20 protein-coding genes are annotated in these 18,861 nt (G+C 58.4%); 13 read left to right on the forward strand and 7 right to left on the reverse strand.

The window, feature by feature from the left end; all coding sequences use genetic code 11:
* Positions 1 to 39 precede the first annotated feature (39 nt).
* Positions 40 to 1,431 (forward strand): Si-specific NAD(P)(+) transhydrogenase, encoded by a 1,392-nt coding sequence (gene sthA / locus FVV99_RS15140; protein ID WP_148254932.1) that lies wholly within the window; start codon positions 40 to 42, stop codon positions 1,429 to 1,431.
* 71 nt (positions 1,432 to 1,502) lie between these two features.
* Here the strand turns inward: sthA and FVV99_RS15145 are convergent, their stop codons facing one another.
* The 6 genes from FVV99_RS15145 to pilB form a co-directional block, all read right to left on the reverse strand.
* Entirely contained in the window at positions 1,503 to 2,381 is an 879-nt protein-coding gene (locus FVV99_RS15145) for a DNA replication terminus site-binding protein (protein ID WP_148254933.1), read from the reverse strand.
* A gap of 49 nt (positions 2,382 to 2,430) precedes the next feature.
* Positions 2,431 to 2,658 (reverse strand): DNA gyrase inhibitor YacG, encoded by a 228-nt coding sequence (gene yacG / locus FVV99_RS15150; protein ID WP_148254934.1) that lies wholly within the window; start codon positions 2,656 to 2,658, stop codon positions 2,431 to 2,433.
* 43 nt (positions 2,659 to 2,701) lie between these two features.
* The gene (gene coaE, locus FVV99_RS15155; RefSeq protein WP_148254935.1) at positions 2,702 to 3,334 is read right to left on the reverse strand and encodes a dephospho-CoA kinase; all 633 of its coding nucleotides are present in this window, start codon (positions 3,332 to 3,334) and stop codon (positions 2,702 to 2,704) included.
* A complete protein-coding gene (locus FVV99_RS15160; RefSeq protein ID WP_148254936.1) occupies positions 3,331 to 4,182 on the reverse strand; it encodes a prepilin peptidase in 852 nt (283 codons plus the stop codon). Before FVV99_RS15160 ends, coaE begins: the two co-directional genes overlap by 4 nt.
* A 92-nt stretch (positions 4,183 to 4,274) precedes the next feature.
* Positions 4,275 to 5,420 (reverse strand): type II secretion system F family protein, encoded by a 1,146-nt coding sequence (locus FVV99_RS15165; protein WP_236645424.1) that lies wholly within the window; start codon positions 5,418 to 5,420, stop codon positions 4,275 to 4,277.
* Between the two features lie 106 nt (positions 5,421 to 5,526).
* Positions 5,527 to 7,308: a type IV-A pilus assembly ATPase PilB gene (pilB, locus tag FVV99_RS15170; RefSeq protein WP_148254938.1), complete on the reverse strand. Its 1,782-nt coding sequence runs from the start codon at positions 7,306 to 7,308 to the stop codon at positions 5,527 to 5,529.
* 299 nt (positions 7,309 to 7,607) lie between these two features.
* Between pilB and FVV99_RS19005 the strand changes: the two genes are divergently transcribed.
* The 4 genes from FVV99_RS19005 (at position 7,608) to FVV99_RS15190 (ending at position 10,911) form a co-directional block, all read left to right on the forward strand.
* Positions 7,608 to 8,006, forward strand: a complete 399-nt coding sequence (locus tag FVV99_RS19005; protein ID WP_201745115.1) for a type II secretion system protein — start codon at positions 7,608 to 7,610, stop codon at positions 8,004 to 8,006.
* 9 nt (positions 8,007 to 8,015) lie between these two features.
* Positions 8,016 to 9,158, forward strand: a complete 1,143-nt coding sequence (locus FVV99_RS15180; protein WP_330860765.1) for a heparan-alpha-glucosaminide N-acetyltransferase domain-containing protein — start codon at positions 8,016 to 8,018, stop codon at positions 9,156 to 9,158.
* A gap of 16 nt (positions 9,159 to 9,174) precedes the next feature.
* Positions 9,175 to 10,611 (forward strand): phospholipase D family protein, encoded by a 1,437-nt coding sequence (locus FVV99_RS15185; RefSeq protein ID WP_330860788.1) that lies wholly within the window; start codon positions 9,175 to 9,177, stop codon positions 10,609 to 10,611.
* 78 nt (positions 10,612 to 10,689) lie between these two features.
* Positions 10,690 to 10,911 carry a DUF6494 family protein gene (locus tag FVV99_RS15190; protein WP_148254939.1) on the forward strand — a complete coding sequence of 74 codons (222 nt, stop codon included), beginning with the start codon at positions 10,690 to 10,692 and terminating at the stop codon, positions 10,909 to 10,911.
* Between the two features lie 35 nt (positions 10,912 to 10,946).
* Here the strand turns inward: FVV99_RS15190 and soxR are convergent, their stop codons facing one another.
* On the reverse strand, positions 10,947 to 11,408 hold the full coding sequence (soxR, locus tag FVV99_RS15195) for a redox-sensitive transcriptional activator SoxR (protein WP_148254940.1): 462 nt from the start codon (positions 11,406 to 11,408) through the stop codon (positions 10,947 to 10,949).
* 107 nt (positions 11,409 to 11,515) lie between these two features.
* Here soxR and FVV99_RS15200 point away from each other — a divergent pair, with 107 nt between their 5' ends.
* From FVV99_RS15200 to FVV99_RS15235, 8 genes are all read left to right on the forward strand, one after another.
* Positions 11,516 to 13,405: an ABC transporter ATP-binding protein gene (locus FVV99_RS15200; protein ID WP_148254941.1), complete on the forward strand. Its 1,890-nt coding sequence runs from the start codon at positions 11,516 to 11,518 to the stop codon at positions 13,403 to 13,405.
* Positions 13,406 to 13,489: 84 nt separating this feature from the next.
* Complete coding sequence (locus FVV99_RS15205; RefSeq protein ID WP_148254942.1) at positions 13,490 to 14,428, forward strand: ABC transporter ATP-binding protein; 939 nt, start codon at positions 13,490 to 13,492, stop codon at positions 14,426 to 14,428.
* Positions 14,425 to 15,186: an ABC transporter permease gene (locus FVV99_RS15210; protein ID WP_148254943.1), complete on the forward strand. Its 762-nt coding sequence runs from the start codon at positions 14,425 to 14,427 to the stop codon at positions 15,184 to 15,186. Before FVV99_RS15205 ends, FVV99_RS15210 begins: the two co-directional genes overlap by 4 nt.
* Before the next feature lie 146 nt (positions 15,187 to 15,332).
* On the forward strand, positions 15,333 to 15,869 hold the full coding sequence (locus FVV99_RS15215) for a DUF1269 domain-containing protein (protein ID WP_148254944.1): 537 nt from the start codon (positions 15,333 to 15,335) through the stop codon (positions 15,867 to 15,869).
* 45 nt (positions 15,870 to 15,914) lie between these two features.
* On the forward strand, positions 15,915 to 16,511 hold the full coding sequence (locus FVV99_RS15220) for a TetR/AcrR family transcriptional regulator (protein ID WP_148254945.1): 597 nt from the start codon (positions 15,915 to 15,917) through the stop codon (positions 16,509 to 16,511).
* Positions 16,512 to 16,678: 167 nt separating this feature from the next.
* Entirely contained in the window at positions 16,679 to 17,143 is a 465-nt protein-coding gene (locus FVV99_RS15225) for a tellurite resistance TerB family protein (RefSeq protein WP_148254946.1), read from the forward strand.
* Positions 17,144 to 17,152: 9 nt separating this feature from the next.
* Entirely contained in the window at positions 17,153 to 17,764 is a 612-nt protein-coding gene (locus FVV99_RS15230) for an exopolysaccharide biosynthesis protein (RefSeq protein WP_148254947.1), read from the forward strand.
* Positions 17,765 to 17,894: 130 nt separating this feature from the next.
* Positions 17,895 to 18,851, forward strand: coding sequence for a coiled-coil domain-containing protein (locus tag FVV99_RS15235; RefSeq protein WP_148254948.1), 957 nt, complete (start codon positions 17,895 to 17,897; stop codon positions 18,849 to 18,851).
* The last annotated feature ends 10 nt before the right edge of the window (positions 18,852 to 18,861 follow it).

Below are 18,861 nucleotides of genomic sequence, written 5' to 3' on the forward strand. Positions count from 1 at the left end.
TAACCGATACGAGGGATCAGAAGGGAGTAACGAGAGCAGATGGCAGTCCATAATTACGATGTGGTGGTGATCGGTACAGGCCCCGCCGGTGAGAGTGCGGCTATCAATGCCGCCAAGCATGGCAAACGAGTTGCCATCATCGAGAAACAGCAGGCTGTGGGAGGCAATTGTACTCATTGGGGAACGATTCCCTCCAAGGCGCTTCGTCATCAGGTCAAGCAGATCATGCAGTTCAACACCAACCGCATGTTCCGCGATATCGGCGAGCCACGCTGGTTTTCCTTCCCCCGCGTACTGGACCGTTCTCGCGTCACCATCGACCAGCAGGTCGAAATGCGTACCCGTTTCTATGCGAGAAACCGGATCGAGGTATTCTTCGGTACGGCGCGATTCCGGGATGAGCATACCGTGATCGTCAGGGACAATCACGAAGGTGTCGAAGAGATCAATGCCCAGAAGTTCGTCATCGCCACGGGTTCGCGCCCCTATCGTCCGCCGGACATCGACTTTCGCCACCCTCGTATCTACTGTTCGGATACCATCCTCGGCCTGTCGCATACTCCACGTACCCTGGCCATCTTCGGTGCCGGTGTCATTGGCAGCGAATATGCATCGATCTTTTCCGGATTGGGCGTCAAGGTCGACCTGATCGATTCGCGTGACAGGCTGTTGTCGTTCCTCGATGACGAAATCAGTGATGCCCTGTCCTACCATCTTCGTCAGAATGGTGTGCTGATCCGACACCAGGAAGACTACGAGAGCGTCGAACCGGATGATTCCGGTGTCGTCGTCTATTTGAAGTCGGGCAAGCGCGTGCGTGCGGATGCGTTCCTGTGGGCCAATGGACGTACCGGCAATACCGATAATCTGGGGCTGGAAACGATTGGTCTGGAACCCAATGGACGCGGTCAACTGCAAGTCGATGAGCACTACCGTACGGCCATTCCCCATATCTACGCCGTGGGGGATGTCATCGGGTGGCCGAGTCTGGCGAGTGCCGCTTACGACCAGGGCAAGAATGCCAGCGATGATCTGCTCGATGAGGACTTCCGTGTCGTCGATGATGTCCCGACGGGAATTTACACCATTCCGGAAATCAGTTCGGTCGGCAAGAACGAACGAGAACTGACTGAAGCCAAGGTGCCTTATGAAGTGGCTCAGGCATTCTTCAAGGACACCGCCCGTGCGCAGATTACCGGCGATACCGTCGGGATGCTCAAGATCCTTTTCCACCGCGATACGCTACAGATTCTGGGAATTCACTGCTTCGGCGACCAAGCGTCCGAAATCGTGCATATCGGACAAGCGATCATGCAGCAGGAAGGGGAAGCCAACACTCTCAAGTACTTCATCAACACGACCTTCAACTACCCGACCATGGCCGAAGCCTACCGTGTCGCGGCTCAGAATGGCCTGAATCGGTTGTTTTGAGTCGATACCGTGCAGTGTGCTGAAGCGTGAAGGGGGAAGGTTGGCGACTACGCGCTACGCTTCTCCCTTCGTCACCTCTTGTATCGATACACCCTCAGGCTGGGCAGGAATACCTCGTCTTCGAGCCGCTCGTCACTGCGTTTGGCACGGGTACGCTGTTCTCTGGGGGTCGGCGGCGGAGTGTTATGATCGGGCAATCGTCCATCGTCGCTGGGAATGAACAAGGGCAGAGCGACGTTCATGGCACGTCGCAGTCGTCCGTCCGCCAACGGCGCCTGAAAGAACAGGTTGGCCCGCATGAGAGGTGCCTGGGTCTGGACCTGGGCCAGTGGCTCGCTATCCGGTATCCCTGCCAGTCGCTCGAGCTGGATACGGACATGAGCGGCATCCGTATCAAGGCCCATGAGCTTGCGTTCGACGTCTTTTACGGACAGCTTCTTGATCGAGCGTCCACTGGCGTACCAGGCAAGACGTATCCGGGCCAGGGGAGCATCGGCAACGGGGAGGGCCCGCCAGCATTGCTTGAGGTGCAGGCGTGCCAGTCCCTGGCCGCGCAAATGGTTGTGTAGCGCGGGATGGCGAAAAGGAAGCACTGCCTTGATTTCATGGATCAGTGTCGGGACTGTCTCGCGAATGGTGGCCAGTAATTCACTGAAGTCGGCCTTGGCCGTATTGACCCGGGCGACGTGTGTCAATAACGCGTCGTCAGCGGCGATCAGGCCGACATAACTGCGCGTGGCGCGTCCATCCTGGCCATCCCGATACCAGAAATCGGTCAATACACCGTGCAGCCACTCTGCATCGGGAGTCGGCGTATGCAGAGCCCAGGCCGCCACGTTCGAACGTCGATACTGAATCACGAGTTCTTCGATACGTTCGATGAGCGTATCGAATTTGGCTTCGAGTTCCGCGAGCAGCCGGTATTCGGGAGCTTGTTGCCCAGTGGTCATGTCGATATCGGCACCAGGGATACCCTCACTCTGGACCTGCAGAAGCGACTCACTCTTCCCCTCGCTCCTGACGCAGAATCATCTCGTCGATCTCCGTTTCGTCCATGGCCGGTTCCCCGGCAATGCGGTGCGATTCGTCCGCCCAGGCACCGAGGTCGAGCATCTTGCAGCGCTTGGAACAGAACGGACGATGCGGATTGTCGTCGGTCCATTGCACTTTCTTGTGGCATTGAGGGCAGGCCACTTCCAGGGGACGCGTAGAGGTTCGTTGGTTCATGGGATTCCGGTCGCTGACTGAATATGTCGACAAGGATGCCGAATCAAGACGAAAGAGGGAAGTCCAAAGCACGGTATCGTCGGTCCAGTTCGTCTATCTGGCATTCGAGTGCCTGAGTGTCGCCACTGTTATCCAGAATGTCATCGCCGCGTGCGAGGCGTTCGGCGCGCGGTATCTGGGCGGCGATGATGGCGTGTGCCTGAGCTTCGTCAACCGCATCGCGTTCGACGGTACGAGCAATCTGCAGGCTTTCCGGTATATCGACGATGAGAATGCGATCCACCAGTTCCTGCTGGCTGGATTCCAGCAGCAGGGGCGATACCAGCAGCAGATAGGGCGGGTGGCGATCGGCCATGTCGTCGAGCTCGTCACGCAGACGTCGACGGATGCGTGGGTGAGTGATCGATTCCAGCCGGCGACGCTCCTCACTGTCGTTAAAGACGATCTGACGTAGAGCGCGTCGGTCGAGCCGACCGTCAGGTTGCAATACGCCAGTACCGAAATGGTCGACGATATCGGCCAGCGCCGGCTCACCGGGCTCGACGATGTCGCGAGCGACGTCATCGGCATCCACCCAGGGAATGCCGCGGTCGGCGAACGCTCTGGCCACGGTCGATTTGCCCGAGGCAATGCCGCCGGTCACGCCGATGATGGGAGGGCGAGTTCCTTGGTTCATAGCAGCAGACCCTGATACAGCGACATGAGATGGCTATCGAAGAGTATCGCGATCCATCCGGCCATGGCGAGAAACGGACCAAACGGTATGGGCATGCCACGCAGGCGGGGCATGGCGAATTGCATGGTGAGTCCGATGATGGCACCCAGACCGGCCGAGAGGATGAGCAGCAGCGGCAGGAATGGCCATCCCAGCCAGGCGCCGAGAGCGGCAAGCAGCTTGAAGTCGCCATAGCCCATGCCTTCCTTTCCAGTCAGCAGCTTGAACAGCCAGTAAAACCCCCACAGCACCAGATATCCCGCCATGGCACCAATGACGGCATTCGCTAGCCAGAGTGGCTGAAACCAGAGATGGTAGCCCAGTCCCGCCCAGAGCAGGGGGAGGGTGATGGCATCGGGCAGCAACTGGGTACGAAAGTCGATGACAGCCAGCGCCAGCAGCGCCAGGCAGACCCCGATGAGCATCAATGAAGCGAGTGACGCACCATGAATGGCGACCACGGCCACCGTCAGCCCCGCGCCGGCGAGTTCGATCAATGGGTACTGAGGACTGATGCGCGTTTGACACTGAGCGCATCGGCCTCGGCACAGGACATAGCCGACCAACGGCAGCTTGTCGCGCCAGGTGATGGGGTACTCGCAGCGGGGGCACATCGACGACGGTGTCAACAGATTGAACGTCGAGGTCTCTTCCGCGGGCAATTCGAGGGCCGCGCGCGCTTCGGCACGCCATCTTCGCATCAACATCACCGGCACCCGGGTGATCACGACATTCATGAAGCTGCCCAGACACAGTCCCAGGAGAAGGGTCAGAAGCCAAAGCAAGGGGGAGGGGAGTTCGACGCTCAAATCAGTCTCCTGCGTGTCGTTTCAAGAATGCCTGCGTGCTCATGCGGAAGTGAAAATCGACTCTCGATGCTCGTCGCTTTCTGCACCATCGATCATAACGTGCCCCCGAGTTCGAAGATGGGCAGGTACATGGAGACCACCAAGCCTCCCACCAGGATACCCAGTACGACGATGATAACTGGCTCGAGTAGCGAGATCAGTGAGTCGACACGATTTTCGACCTCTTCCTCGTAATAGTCGGCGGTGCGATCGAGCATGGTATCCAGCGATCCGGCTTCCTCGCCGATCGCCACCATCTGTATGGCAAGGGCGGAAAATTGCTGCGTCGAACGCATGGCGCCGTGCAAGGACTGCCCCGTGGCGACGTCCCGTTTGACCTTCGCGATGGCCACCTCGTAGACGCGGTTATCGGTCGAGTTGGCAGCCGTGTCGAGTGCGTCCGGGAGCGGTACGCCGGCATCATAGAGCGTTGCCAGTGTACGCGCATAGCGCGCCATCGCTGCCTTGTCGAGGATGTCGCCGATGACCGGCGTGTACAGCGATAACGCATGCGCATAGTAGGCCATGCGGGGCGACCGGCGGATGCCGCGGCGCATGGTCAGGACACCCGATGTCATCATTGCCAGCCCCCAGCCACCATATTGCTGAATCCATGCCGACAAGGTCACGGTCAGTCTCGTCATGGCAGGCAGTTCGGCCCCGGCGCCGTGAAACAAGGTTTCGAATTGGGGCACCACCTCGACCAGCAACAAGACCGTCACCCCGACCCCGACCAGCAGGACGGCTGCCGGATAGTACATGGCTTTCTTGACTCGGGCCTTGAGTGTTTCGACGCGTTCCTTGTAGGCGGCAATCCGTTCCAGCATACGGTCCAGCGTTCCGGATTGTTCGCCGGCAGCGACCATGTTGATGAACAAGCGATCGATGACACCGGCATGGGTGTCCAGGGCTTCGGCAATACTCGTACCCGCCGTCACATCGCGTTTCAGCTGTTGTATCAGAGTGACCATGGAAGGCTTGGTCAAGCTGTCCGCAAGAATGTCGAACGCGTGCAATATGGGAACGCCCGCCCGCATCAAGGTGGCTAACTGACGGGCCAGCAGCATGGTGTCACGTGGCGTGATCCGGTCCACGCCGGGTAATCCGCGTTGACGTCGTATCCGCTTGACCAGTATACGCCGGCCAATGAGGTCCCTTTCCACTTCATGTCTATGAACGGCGATTCGTATACCGCCCATGCGTCGCCCATCAGGGCCTTTTCCATACCAACGCCATCGTACCGGCTTCAGCGAGGCTGGCGTTCGTCTGCGTTGTCCGATCATGCGATTCCCTTCGCCATGACATCTATAGCACCCGGTTGATCTCCTCGAGACTGGTCATGCCTTCCATGACCTTGATGAGTCCGTGTCGACGCAGGTCGGGATAGCCCGCCTGACGTGCTTGAGCGGCCAGCGACAAGGCATCGTCATGACGAAGAATCGACCGGGTGATCGTTGCGTCGATGGGTAACATCTCATGAATACCTATGCGACCGCTATAGCCCGAGGTACAGCGATGGCAGCCTACCGCCTGGTAAATCGTCGATGTCGCGATTTCCTCATCGCTGAATCCCTCCTCCTCGAGCGTCGCGTAGGGGATATCGGCGTGCCGACGGCAGTGCGGACATAGCCGTCGTACCAGACGCTGAGCAATGACAAGAGAGACGGAGCTGGCAATATTGAAGGCCGCCACTCCCATGTTGGCGAGCCGGGTCAACGTATCGGCGGCGGAGTTGGTGTGCAAGGTGGAAAGCACCAAGTGACCGGTCTGCGATGCCTTGACGGCGATGTCTGCGGTTTCGCGGTCGCGAATTTCGCCGATCATTACCACATCCGGGTCCTGGCGCAGGAAAGCGCGCAGTGCGGTGGCGAAGTCCAGTCCGATTTTCGGTGCCACGGTCACTTGGTTGATGCCGGATATGCGCAATTCCACTGGGTCTTCGGCCGTTGAGATATTGCGATCCTGTGTATTGAGTGCATTCAGCCCGGCATAAAGAGTGACGGTTTTGCCGCTGCCGGTCGGGCCGGTAACCAGAATCATGCCCTGGGGCGCATGCAGGCTGCGTTCGTAAAGCGCTCGCTGCGCCGGTGTGAAGCCGAGTTCATCGATACCGCGCTGTGCCATGGTGGGATTGAGTATCCGCAGGACGACTTTTTCACCATGGACGGTCGGTAGTGAATTGATGCGAAAGTCGATCACCCGCTGTGACGATAGCTTGAGCCGGATGGCGCCGTCCTGGGGCAAGCGGCGCTCGGAGATATCCAGTTGCGCCATCACTTTGAGTCTGGCAGCGATGCGAGTGCGCATACCCACCGGCGGATGTGCGGTTTCCTGCAGGACGCCGTCGATACGAAACCGGATCCGGAAATGATGCTCGTAGGGTTCGAAATGAATATCCGAGGCCCCGTAGTGAATGGCTTCCTTCAGGATCTTGTCGATGAAACGTACGACGGGAGCATCGTCGCCAGTGTCGGTGATTCCGGTATTCTCCACGTTGTCGCCGTGGTCGTGATTCAGCGCGATATGCGCTGCCTCGAGCTCATGTTCTGCACCGCTGCGGTCGCCGTGGCTCACATAGTGATCGAGCATGAGCATGAGTTGATCGCGTGGTGCCAGAACCCCTTCGATGGTCAAACCGGTGGCAAACTGCAAATCATCGAGTTGCGCCAACGTCGATGGGTAGGCTACGGCGACGGTCAGGTGCTGGCCTTGGCGGCTGAGCGGGAGAATCGCATGCCGGCGCAGGAGCCGTGCCGGCATCTCATGCAGCGGGGGTAGCCCGTCGAGTCGCCACTCCTTCGGGTCGGCCAGAGTCAGGCCGTACGCCGTTGCCGCCGATTGGGCCGCAATCTGGCAAGGTATCAACTCACGATCCAGGACATACTGCATGACCGAAAGTCCGGAGGCCTGAGCTTCACGTTCGATATATGCGGCCTTGGCCGTCGTCAACCGGCCATCGTCAACCAACTGTTTTGTCAACCGGCCTAGTGCATGTGCCGACACGTCCCTCTCATGGGCCGGCTCATCACCGTCGACCCATCGTGTACCGGATGGTGAAGGAGAAGAAGGCGGGAAGGGGGGATTCATGTGAGGACTCCCGAATGAGCATGCATCGTGAAGTGGGGAATGACGCCGTACGGCAGCCGAGCACTAGATTGTTGACGTTCTCGCTGGAGATTGCCAGCCCCCGACGAGCATGGGAATGTCGGCGTATACCGTTGGCTCGCTTTTTCGGTCGTCTGCGGTAGGATGAATATCGACCTGGTTCGGTACCTGGATGGACGGCGCTTGCATGGTAGGGCACCACGTACAGGACGGAGGGACCAACAGCGGGCATGATGCCCATCACTGCTGCTCTCGAAGGGAGCCATTCAAAAGGAGTTTGAATGAATATGACACGCAGCTATCGACAGCAGAGCGGTTTTACCTTGATCGAGCTACTGATCGTCATTGCCATCATCGGAACGCTTGCGACCATCGCCGTGCCGCAATATATCGGCTATCGCGACAGCGCGGCGAAGACGGCATGTGAGCAGGAACTGGCTGCTGCCAGAACGGCCTTGATGGCGAACGGCCTCGATCTGGCGGAAGCGGGTGATGCGCTTTCGACCCGCTATCGCTGGAATGCTTGTGATGCCTCGACAGTGACGTATAGCGCCTCCGATGACGAGGAACCGGCGACATTGACGGCCTATGCCGAACGTTTCAGCGATGCGCAGACGTCACCGCAGGAGAAGCAGTCCCTGGTGGTGTTCGGTAGCGCAGTCAGTGCCGACGATGCGTGAGTGGCGTCCATGATGATGAGCACGAGAGCGGCCGCGGCAGGATCGCTGGCACGAGTGTTGCTGCAACCGCCCGTGCTGCCTCGTGCCGAGGGGCGTATTGAAGCGATCGACCTGGCGCGCGGGATCGCGATCGCGCTGATGATCATGAGTCACAGCGTGAGTGGGTTACTGGGCATCGATCAGGTACCCGACTGGGGAATGGTGCCGGTTCACCTGATCACCAAGTTTTCGTCATCGCTGTTCATCACGGTATTCGGCATCGCCCTGGCCGTGGCGTTCCTACCCAAGGCCAATACTCCCGATTGGCCGCGTCGGCGGCGCAAGCTGCTATTGCGGGGTCTGGAAGTTCTCTTCTGGTACAAGGTCCTGACTGTCGTCGAAATGATGCCCCTGTATACGTCGGACGATATTCTCGACACGCTGCTGTATCAGCGCTTCCCCATCTGGGTGGAGATCCTCGGCTTCTATGCGCTCGCCTTGCTGTGGATTCCCTGGATGCTTCCGTTATGGGGGCGTACGCCACTCTGGCTGCGCTTGGTCGCGCCCATCGCGGTCGCCGTGCTTGCCGGGTGGCTGGAGCGGCATGTTGCCTTCTGGGGCGTGGAACCGATCAAAGCGCTATTGGTCGAGGACGACGCCCACTACACTTGGGGACAGTTGTCTCGTCTACCCTTGGTGATGTTGGGGCTATTGATCGGTGAGTCGATATTGCGTGGCTATTGGCAAACGGCGCGGCGTGGATGCTTGATTACCCTCCTGGCCATCAGCGGTGGCTTGTCACTGCTTGGCTGTGTCGCTGTCGTTTCGCTGTCTCAGGAACTCACCTGGGTGGATCTGGCGCGCAATGTCGGCAAGCATCCCCCTGCACTGCCCTTCATGTCGTTCAGTCTTGGGGGTGCCTTGGTGATTCTGGCGCTCGCCTTGTGGGGCGGAGAACGCCTGGCCTGCGTACTGCGACCGCTCACGATCATCGGGTCCGATGCGTTGAAGGCATTCACCTTTCACATCGTCGTGATTTTCCTCGGTTTGCGGTTCCTGCTGGAAAGCTGGCAGGTGTTCAGTTATCCGCAAGTCCTCATGATCGGTGTGGCACTGATCCTGACCACGGCAGTTTGGATCCGGGGCGTACGTTGGCTCCGGGAATCGGCATGAGACAAGGAGCGTGACGATGATGTGGTGGGGGCTAGTATTCGCCTTCGTGGTCGGTTGTCTGACCATGGCGGTCTATCAGACCCAGAAATCCCTCCCGCCGGGAGTCGGAGTCGCCTCTCCCATGCGTGAGGTCGTTTCGGTCGAGTTCCTTTATGACGAGACCTATCGTGACGACCGGGGGCGGGTGACCTTCGATCAGTCGATCTTCGATGAGGTGTTGGCGTTGATCGATCGGGCGGAACGCCTGATCGTGATCGACATGTTCCTGTTCAATGATTTCGCCGGTGCGGCGCAGGGCGATTACCGCCCCCTGTCGGCGGAACTCACTGATGCATTGATTCACCGCAAGCGGGCGATTCCCGATATCGACATTATCGTGATCACCGACCCCATCAATACCCTCTATGGGGGCTTGGTGCCTGACCATTTTGCAGCCTTGCGCGATGCCGGGGTCACATTGGTGACTACGGATCTCAGTCGGCTGAGGGCGTCCAACCCGGTCTGGTCGGGATTATGGCACCTGTGCTGTGTCTGGCTTGGCAATTCGGCAACCGATGGCTGGCTGCCCAATCTGCTCGGACCGGGCAAGGTGACGCTTCGCAGTTATCTCGAGATGCTCAATCTGCGCGCCAATCACCGCAAGACGTTGGTGGCGGATCACGGCGAGTCGTGGGTCGGGCTCGTGACGTCGATGAATCCCCATGACGCGAGTAGCCGCCACACCAACACGGCGTTGCGCTTCAGCGGAGCGGCCGCCCTGGATCTGCTGGATACCGAGTGGCCGGTTGCCAACTGGTCCGGGGGGGACGTCGGCGACAACCCGGCACGGCATGTGCAGCCGGAACAGGCGGCGCTGGGTGAGCGCACGGCTCGGATGCAGATTCTCACGGAAGGGCGGATTCGCGACGCCTTGCTGGCCGCCATCGAGGGCACCGGCAAGGGGGACCGTCTGGACATGACGCTGTTCTATTTGTCGCACCGGCCGACGGTGAAAGCCTTGATACGCGCCCAACGTCGGGGGGTCTCCATTCGGTTGCTGCTGGACCCCAACCGCGATGCGTTCGGGCTAGAAAAGAATGGCATCCCCAACCGGCAGGTCGCGCATGAATTACGACAGGCTGGAATCGCTGTCCGTTGGTGTGCAACCGACGGCGAACAGTGCCATCCCAAGATGCTGATGAAAACACCGGCTGCAGGACCATCGGAGCTGATCATGGGGTCCGCCAACGTGACGCGGCGCAATCTGGATGATCTGAATCTGGAAACCAGTGTACGGTTACTGGCGGATGCTCGATTGCCTGCCATGGACACTGCTTCTGCCTTCTTCGAGCGCCATTGGCACAACCGCCGCGGTCGTCGTTACAGCGTGGCTTACAATACCTTTGCCGATCCATCGCGGTGGCGTTATTGGCAATATCGCTTCATGGAAGCGACCGGCTTTTCTACATTCTGAGCAGCGAACGTTCACGCTGAGCGGACTAGACTTCATGATGAAGTCGCCACACACTGACATTCGAGCAGGCAGGTCGCCATGAATGAAGAAGCCTTTAACCTCAGTATGCGAAAATTCCTCAAGATGGTTGGCGTCAACTCGCAACGTGAAATCGAGCAGGCCGTGGATCAGGCGCTTGCCGAGGGGACAATCCAGGGGGATGAGACGTTACCCGCCAGGATGACCCTTGAAGTCGCTGGCCTGGCGTTGAACGTGACGTTCGATGGCCAGATCGAACTCGCGGACACGGAACGTACCTGAATGGCTGTCTGGCGGTGAGGAGGCACGGTCGTCGATCAGTCCGGGTCCAGCAAACGAGGGCCCGGCCCCTGTTCGGAGAGCGTGTCACGAGGATTGCGCAATGGACAATCGTCCATTGAAAGGCAGCCACAGCCAATACAGTGATCCAACTGATCCCGCAGTCGCGACAGGCGCTCGATGCGTTCGTTGAGCTTATGCTTCCAGCAGGCCGATAGACGTTGCCAGTCGGCCAGCGTCGGTGACTTGTTCTCCGGCAGTGTGTGTAATGCATCACGAATTTCCGCTAGCGGAATGCCGGTTCGCTGCGCGACCTTGATGATGGCTACGCGTCGCAGCACATCACGATGGAAGCGGCGCTGATTTCCCGCGTTGCGTCGGCTGGTGATCAAGCCTTTGGCTTCGTAGAAGTGGATGGCAGAGATGGCCAGTCCGCTTCGCTTGGCGACCTCTCCAACGCTGAGTTCTCGGGCAATGGGGCGGGATGACGAGGTCGTCATTCGATTCTCCTTGACCTGAAGTTTGGTTGAGGTTTTAACCTGCATTGCCAACGGAGGGCAAGTCCCACGGGCAGCCCCGGGCCAGTTTCATTATCGGTGACCGTAGCATGTTTCGTTATTTCGAAAATCTGGTGGATCCCTATCCTGCCAAGGAATTCGGTACGCCCCCGCAAGGGCTGCTTGCTTTCATCCTGCACTTTTCGCGTCCGGTATTACCCTTGCTGATTGTCATGTCGTTGCTCACGGCATTGGTCTCGGCGGCCGAGGTCGTGTTCTTCCACTACATGGGGCAATTGGTCGACTGGATGTCCGACGCCGATCGGGGCAGCTTCTTTGACGAGTATGGCTGGCGCCTTGCGGGCATGGCGGCGTTGGCGCTGATCGGGTTGCCGCTGTTGGTGATGCTGCAATCGCTGCTGACCCATCAGAGCATATTCGGCAACTATCCGATGATCGGGCGTTGGTTGTCGCATCGGCACATGCTGGGGCAGAGCATGTCGTTCTTTCAGGATGAGTTTTCTGGACGGGTATCGCAGAAAGTGATGCAAACGGCACTGGCGATTCGGGAAACCGTCATGAAGCTGATGGACCTGATGATTTATGTGCTTGTCTATTTTGCGGGGGCGATGCTGCTGATGGGCACGTCGGAGCCGTGGTTGATGCTGCCGCTCGTACTTTGGCTGCTCGGCTATGTGGCGATCATGTGGATCTTTGTCCCGCGTCTGCGTGATGTCTCCATGGCTCAGGCCGATGCTCGGGCACACATGACAGGACGTATCGTCGATAGCTACAGCAACATTCAGACCATCAAGCTGTTTGCCGACACCCGGCGCGAGCAACACTACGCCCGCGGCGCCATGGAAGGCTTCATGGATACCGTACACCGACAGATGCGGTTGGCTACCGGGCTGACCATCAGTCTGACGTTGCTCAATTCGCTGCTGTTGGGAGGTATCGCCGTCATGGCGATTGGTGCCTGGTATCAGGAAGCGGTCTCGCTGGGTGCCATTGCCGTCGCCATCGCCATGGTCATGCGAATCCGATTCATGTCGGACTGGATTCTCTGGGAAGTCGCTGGACTGTTCGAAAACATCGGTACGGTACAGGATGGCATCAATACCATCGCCCGCGAACCGGCAGTCAAGGACCGTCCCGATGCCACCGATCTCGAGGTCAGCCAGGGTGACATTCGATTCGACGCGATTCGTTTCGCTTACGCGAAACCCGATGGAGAGCGATCCTGGGTGTTCGATGGCTTGAACTTGCGTATTGCGCCGGGCGAGAAGGTCGGCGTGATCGGTCGTTCCGGAGCCGGCAAGTCGACCCTGGCCAATCTGCTGCTCCGCTTCTTCGAACTGGATGACGGACGCATCCTGATTGACGATCAGGATATCGCGACGGTGACTCAGGAGTCGTTGCGGCATCGGATTGGCATGGTGACGCAGGATACCTCGTTATTGCACCGTTCGATCCGCGAGAACATCCGCTACGGTAGCCCTGACGCGAGTGAAGAGGCGGTGCGCGAGGCCGTGCACCGCGCGCATGCCGATGCGTTCATCGATGATCTGGTCGACTCGCGCGGACGCCGTGGCTTGGATGCTCATGTGGGCGAACGTGGTGTCAAGCTCTCCGGTGGTCAGCGCCAACGCATTGCCATCGCTCGGGTATTGCTCAAGAATGCTCCCATCCTGCTACTCGATGAGGCGACTTCGGCGCTGGATTCCGAAGTCGAGGCGGCTATCCAGGAGCAACTCGAGACGTTGATGGCGGGCAAAAGCGTGATTGCCATTGCTCATCGACTGTCGACCATCGCCAAGCTCGATCGACTGGTCGTCATGGATGAAGGGCGGATCATCGAAAGCGGTACGCATGAACAGTTGCTGGCGCGCCGGGGCCTGTATGAAGCGTTGTGGCATCGTCAGTCGGGTGGATTCATCGGCATGGACGATGAGGAGGTGGACGTGCCGCCAGAGCATCAGGCGATGACGCCACCTTAGGCTGCCATAGGTTGCCATCGCCGCCTGCGGGTACCGATATGCGATCCACTCACGAGTCATCACGGTCAACGACAAGGAGGAAGTGTGGAGCCGGCCATACGTGTCAATCAGTTATCGAAGCGGTACGCCTCGGGGTTTCAGGCACTCAGTCATGTCGACCTGACCATCGAATCGGGAGAAATATTCGCTCTGCTGGGCCCTAACGGGGCCGGCAAGACGACGCTGATCAGCGTCGTCTGTGGTCTGGTCAATCCGACGGGAGGGCAGGTCAGCGTCTCGGGCCACGATATCGTGACCGACTATCGAGCGGCTCGTTCTCGCATCGGCCTGGTCCCTCAGGAGTTGACCAATGAGGCCTTCGAGACCGTTTGGGCTACCGTCAGTTTCAGTCGCGGGTTGTTCGGTTGCCCGCCGGATCCTGATCATATCGAACGGGTATTGCGTTCACTGACCCTTTGGGACAAACGCAACAATAAACTGATCACTCTGTCAGGCGGCATGAAGCGTCGCGTCCTGATCGCCAAGGCGCTGGCGCACGAACCCGAGATCCTGTTTCTCGACGAGCCTACCGCCGGGGTCGATGTCGAGCTGCGCCGCGAAATGTGGCAGGTCGTACGGCAACTACGTGAGACAGGGGTGACGATTATCCTGACCACCCACTATATCGAGGAAGCCGAGGAGATGGCGGACCGCATCGGCGTGATTCATGATGGCGAGATCGTGCTGGTAGAAGAGAAGCGGCGTCTGATGCGCCAGTTGGGAAGCAAGCAACTCACATTGCACTTACCCTCTCCACTGGAGCGAATACCGCCGTCACTGAATGGTCATCAACTGGAACTGGCCGATGAGGGGCATGAGTTGATTTATACCTATGACGCGGCCGACGTCTCTTCGGAGGATGCTGCGGGCATTCCCACTTTGCTCAGCGACCTGCGCGATGCCGGGATACAGTTTTCCGACCTCAACACGCGGCAAAGCTCGTTGGAGGATATTTTCGTTAGCCTGGTGAGGGGGCGCCAATGAATCTCTACGGTGTGCGTGCCATCTATTTGTCGGAAATGGCACGAACCCGGCGTACGCTGCTTCAAAGCATCGTCTCGCCGGTTCTGTCGACATCCTTGTACTTCGTTGTCTTCGGTACGGCGATCGGCTCGCGTATCGAAGAGATCGACGGCGTCAACTACGGTGCGTTCATCGTACCGGGGCTGATCATGCTGATGCTGTTGACCCAGAGCGTCTCGAATGCCTCGTTCGGTATCTTCTTTCCCAAATTTTCGGGAACGATCTATGAGTTGCTGTCGGCACCGGTATCGTCCTTCGAGATCGTGCTCGGCTATGTCGGTGCAGCGGCGACCAAGTCGGTCGTGCTGGGATTGCTGATTCTGGCGACTGCCGGTTTCTTCGTGCCGTTGAGGATCGATCACCCGCTGTTGATGCTGCTGTTCCTGACACTGACGGCACTGACATTCAGTCTGTTGGGATTCATCATCGGCATCTGGGCCGAGAATTTCGAGAAGTTGCAACTGGTGCCTCTGCTGGTCATCACACCGTTGACGTTTCTGGGCGGTACCTTTTATGCCATCGATATGTTGCCACCGTTATGGCAAACGCTGACGCTGTTCAATCCGGTCGTCTATCTGGTCAGTGGTTTTCGCTGGAGCTTCTATGGGGTCGGCGATGTCAGTCTGGCTGCCAGCCTGGCAATGATTCTGCTGTTTCTCGGTCTGTGCCTGGCGTTGGTACGCTGGATATTCCAAAGCGGCTACAAGCTTCGTCCCTGATCTTGTCCTCCCGGGGCGGATAACGGAGGAAGGAGACAAGCAGAAAGCTTGCGAATTTGCCAAGTTGAGACACACTTGTATGAAGGGCCGATGTTCGGTCAACGTTGCTTTAACACTTCCTTTATGACGAAGGAAGGAGGGTAGCCATGCAACGCCTCTATTTTCTGACCCCGGGCTTCGAGACGACGGTCAACATTGCCCATGAACTGGAAGATCTGAAACTGACCAGAGATGAAGTCCATGTAACGGGCAAGGATTGGGCGCATCTTGCCGAGCGCGGCGTCAACAATGCGACATTGCGGCAGACGTCCGACGTCGTTAATGCCACCGTCAGAGGGCTCAAGTTCGGCATCCCCATGGGCGCCTTGCTGGGCATCCTCGTCCACTGGTTCCTGTCGGGTGAGTATGGTGGCAGTGAGTTTTGGATCGCCGTGATCGGAATGGGGGTCTTCGGTGGCGTGTTCGGCATCTGGACAAGCACCATGATCGGTGTCTCGGTGCATGACGCCAAGGTCGACAAGTATGAGCAAGAACTCGAAGATGGCGCGTTTCTGATGATGGTCGATGTCCCTGAGGATCGTGAGGACGAAATTTACGAAGTGATTCACCGACATCATCCTGAAGTGATCATCGACAAGGTGACCCAGGAAGAGCGGCTCCATCATCAAGGCGTAGGGCATTGAAGGTCTGGATTGACGTGACTAGACGACTGGTCTAATGTCCATCGCATGAGACGTAATGACACCCGTGACGAATTGATCCGCATCGGAAGCGACATTATTGCCAGGCAGGGTTACAACAACACTGGCATCAACACGGTGTTGAGTTCGGCAGGCGTACCTAAAGGCTCGTTCTATTACTATTTTTCCAGTAAGGAAGATTTCGGCCTGGCGGTCATCGATGACGTTGCTACCGCTTACGAAGCCCGCCTCGAAGATATCCTGGGAGATACGTCACGATCGCCTCTGGCCAGGCTCAGGCGCTATTTCGCCGAAGGGATGGCCGATATGGAAGTCTGCGAGTGTTCCCGCGGGTGTCTGATCGGCAACCTGGGACAGGAACTCTCGGCGCAGAATGATACCTTTCGCCAACGGTTGGCAAGCATCTTCCAGCGTTGGGAACTACGCTTTGCCGCTTGTCTGCGTGAGGCGTGCGATGCCGGTGAGTTGCGTGCCGACAGCGATCCGCAGGCATTGGCGGCCTTCCTGTTGACTGGCTGGGAAGGCGCGATCCTGCGGGCCAAGGTCACCAAATCGGTAACGCCGATGTCGGCATTCATCGATGTGCTATTCTCACGCCTTCTGGTGGATGATCGGGTGGCTTGACGTTGCGGTTGCCTGTCTGCTGCATACGCACTTTTACTGTCTGTTTTCGTGGGTCCCCCGGTCGTCGTTCGGCGCCGGAGGCATTGACCAACGTTTGTCGTCATGGAGCGAAACCTTGATGCAGACACACTGTCGGATACCCGAGACCCAGCCAGGATGTGTTTTTCATGCTCGATACGATTCAGCAATTCTTCAATCAAGCGCTTTCCGCACCGGAACAGGCCGATGATCGGGAGGTGACGCTCGAACTGGCGGCGGCGGCGCTGCTATGTGAGATCATTCGTGCCGACTACCAGACCGAGCCTACCGAGTTACAGTCGTGGCGCGAGGCACTCCAGTACCATCTGCATATCGATGATACTGCAGTCGACGAACTGATGACGCTAGCTCAGCAGGAAGTCGAAGATGCCGTCGATCATTACCAGTTCGTCAGCCTGATCAAGGAGCATTACGCTTACCATGACCGGGTCGAGCTGGTGGGGCTCATGTGGCGACTCGCCTACGCCGATGAGGAACTGGATCCACTGGAGGAACATCGCATCCGGCGTCTGGCCGAGTTGCTGCATGTCAGTCACAGCGACTTCATTCGTACCAAATTGGCTGTGCAGGAAAATCACGGCGAGAGCCAGTAAGGAACCAGCATGGACCAGAACCGGAGTCTGGACGAACAGGGGCGTGTCGCCAGTATCGAGCAACTGCTCGATTGTCTTGATGGCGCCGATCACGACGGCGAACGGACGTCGGTCGACGATATCGTGACGGCGGTGGGCCGTCGCTCCTTTGGCCCACTGCTGTTACTCGCGGGGCTGATCACTCTGGCCCCGCTGATTGGCGACATACCCGGCGTTCCCACGTTGATGGCCATTCTCGTGTTGTTGGTGGCCGCGCAGTTGCTGTTTGGTCGAGAACGTTTCTGGTTGCCCGGCTGGCTGCTCAATCGCGCTGTGTCGCGTGACACATTCGACCGCGGCATCCGCTGGATGCGCAAGCCGGCACGAGGCATCGATCGGTTACTCCATCCTCGGCTCAGGTGTCTGACGCAAGGCATCGGCGTGCGTGGAATCGCGATCATGTGCATGATGATCGCTCTGGCCATGCCGCCCATGGAGGTCGTTCCCTTCACGGCCAATGGTGCCGGGCTGGCACTGACGGTATTCGGTCTGGCGTTGATTGCCAACGATGGCTTGTTGGCGCTGCTGGGGTATGTCGTCACTCTGGGGACATTGGCTATCGTGATCGCCAATCTGGTGTGAGACGGGTATGTCATTATCATTTGGTTGTCAACGCTAACTCGGACCATACTCCTTCTGGTTACGATGCTTGAATTCTTGGCTGGATTGCCGCTTGGCAGTCGATCTAAGCCACACACTGAAGGGGAAACGCATGGTTGACGATAGTTCCGATACTCAGGCCTCGAATAACCCATTCAAGGATAACCGCGTGCGAGCACTGGCCATCGTGGCCGTGCTGGCGATCCTGTACGCGATTTACGCCAGTTCCAGCGCGAGCTCTCAGCAAAGTGAGTGGGGAGAGCAGCGTGCCAGTCTCGAAGACCAGATCGAAAGCCTGGAATCCCAGGTCGAGGGCCTGGAAAGCGAGAACGCATCGCTGACCGACCAGGTGGAAGAGATGGAAGCCACGCGCAGCGAACGCGAAGAGGCGCAGGCGACGTTGGGGAATATCGAGAGTGACATAGAAAGCGCACGTGAAGAGCAGCAGGCCCAGGAAGCGTCATTGGCCGAGACGGAAGAGCAATTGGCGGCGCGCGAAGAAGCACTCGAGGAAGCGGACACGCGTCATGCCGAACTCGATGAATCGATCACCGAGCGTGAGCAGCAGCGCGAGGCGCTGGATAATGCCCTGGAACTGCGTGACACGCGAATCGCGGAGCTCGATGAGTCGATCACCGAGCGTGAACAGCAGCGTGAAGCCCTGGACAATGCATTGGCATTGCGCGAGAGCCAGATCGGTGACCTGGACGAGACAATAGCCTCTCGCGAGTCGCGTCTGGATGAACTCGACAGTGATATCGCCCAGCGTGAAGAACAGCTAGCCGAGCTGGATGAGCGGTTTACGACGAGCGAAAATGAGCTTGATGAACTCAATGCACGCATCGAGGTGGCGCAGTCCAGTTACGATAACGTCAATGAGTCGCTGAGCGAGCGTCAGGCCGAGTATGAGAGCCTGCAGGAGGAGATTGCATCGGCAGAGACTCGCCAGCAGGAACTCGAGCAGTCGATCGCGGATCGCGAAGACCATCTGGAGCAACTCAACAACCAGATCGATGAGTGGCAGGAAACCCTGCAGGGATTGGGCAACCAGGCCGATAGCAACGACTGAAAGGACTGGC

The sequence above is a fragment of the Aidingimonas lacisalsi genome, assembly GCF_008079445.1.
GTDB lineage: Bacteria > Pseudomonadota > Gammaproteobacteria > Pseudomonadales > Halomonadaceae > Aidingimonas > Aidingimonas lacisalsi.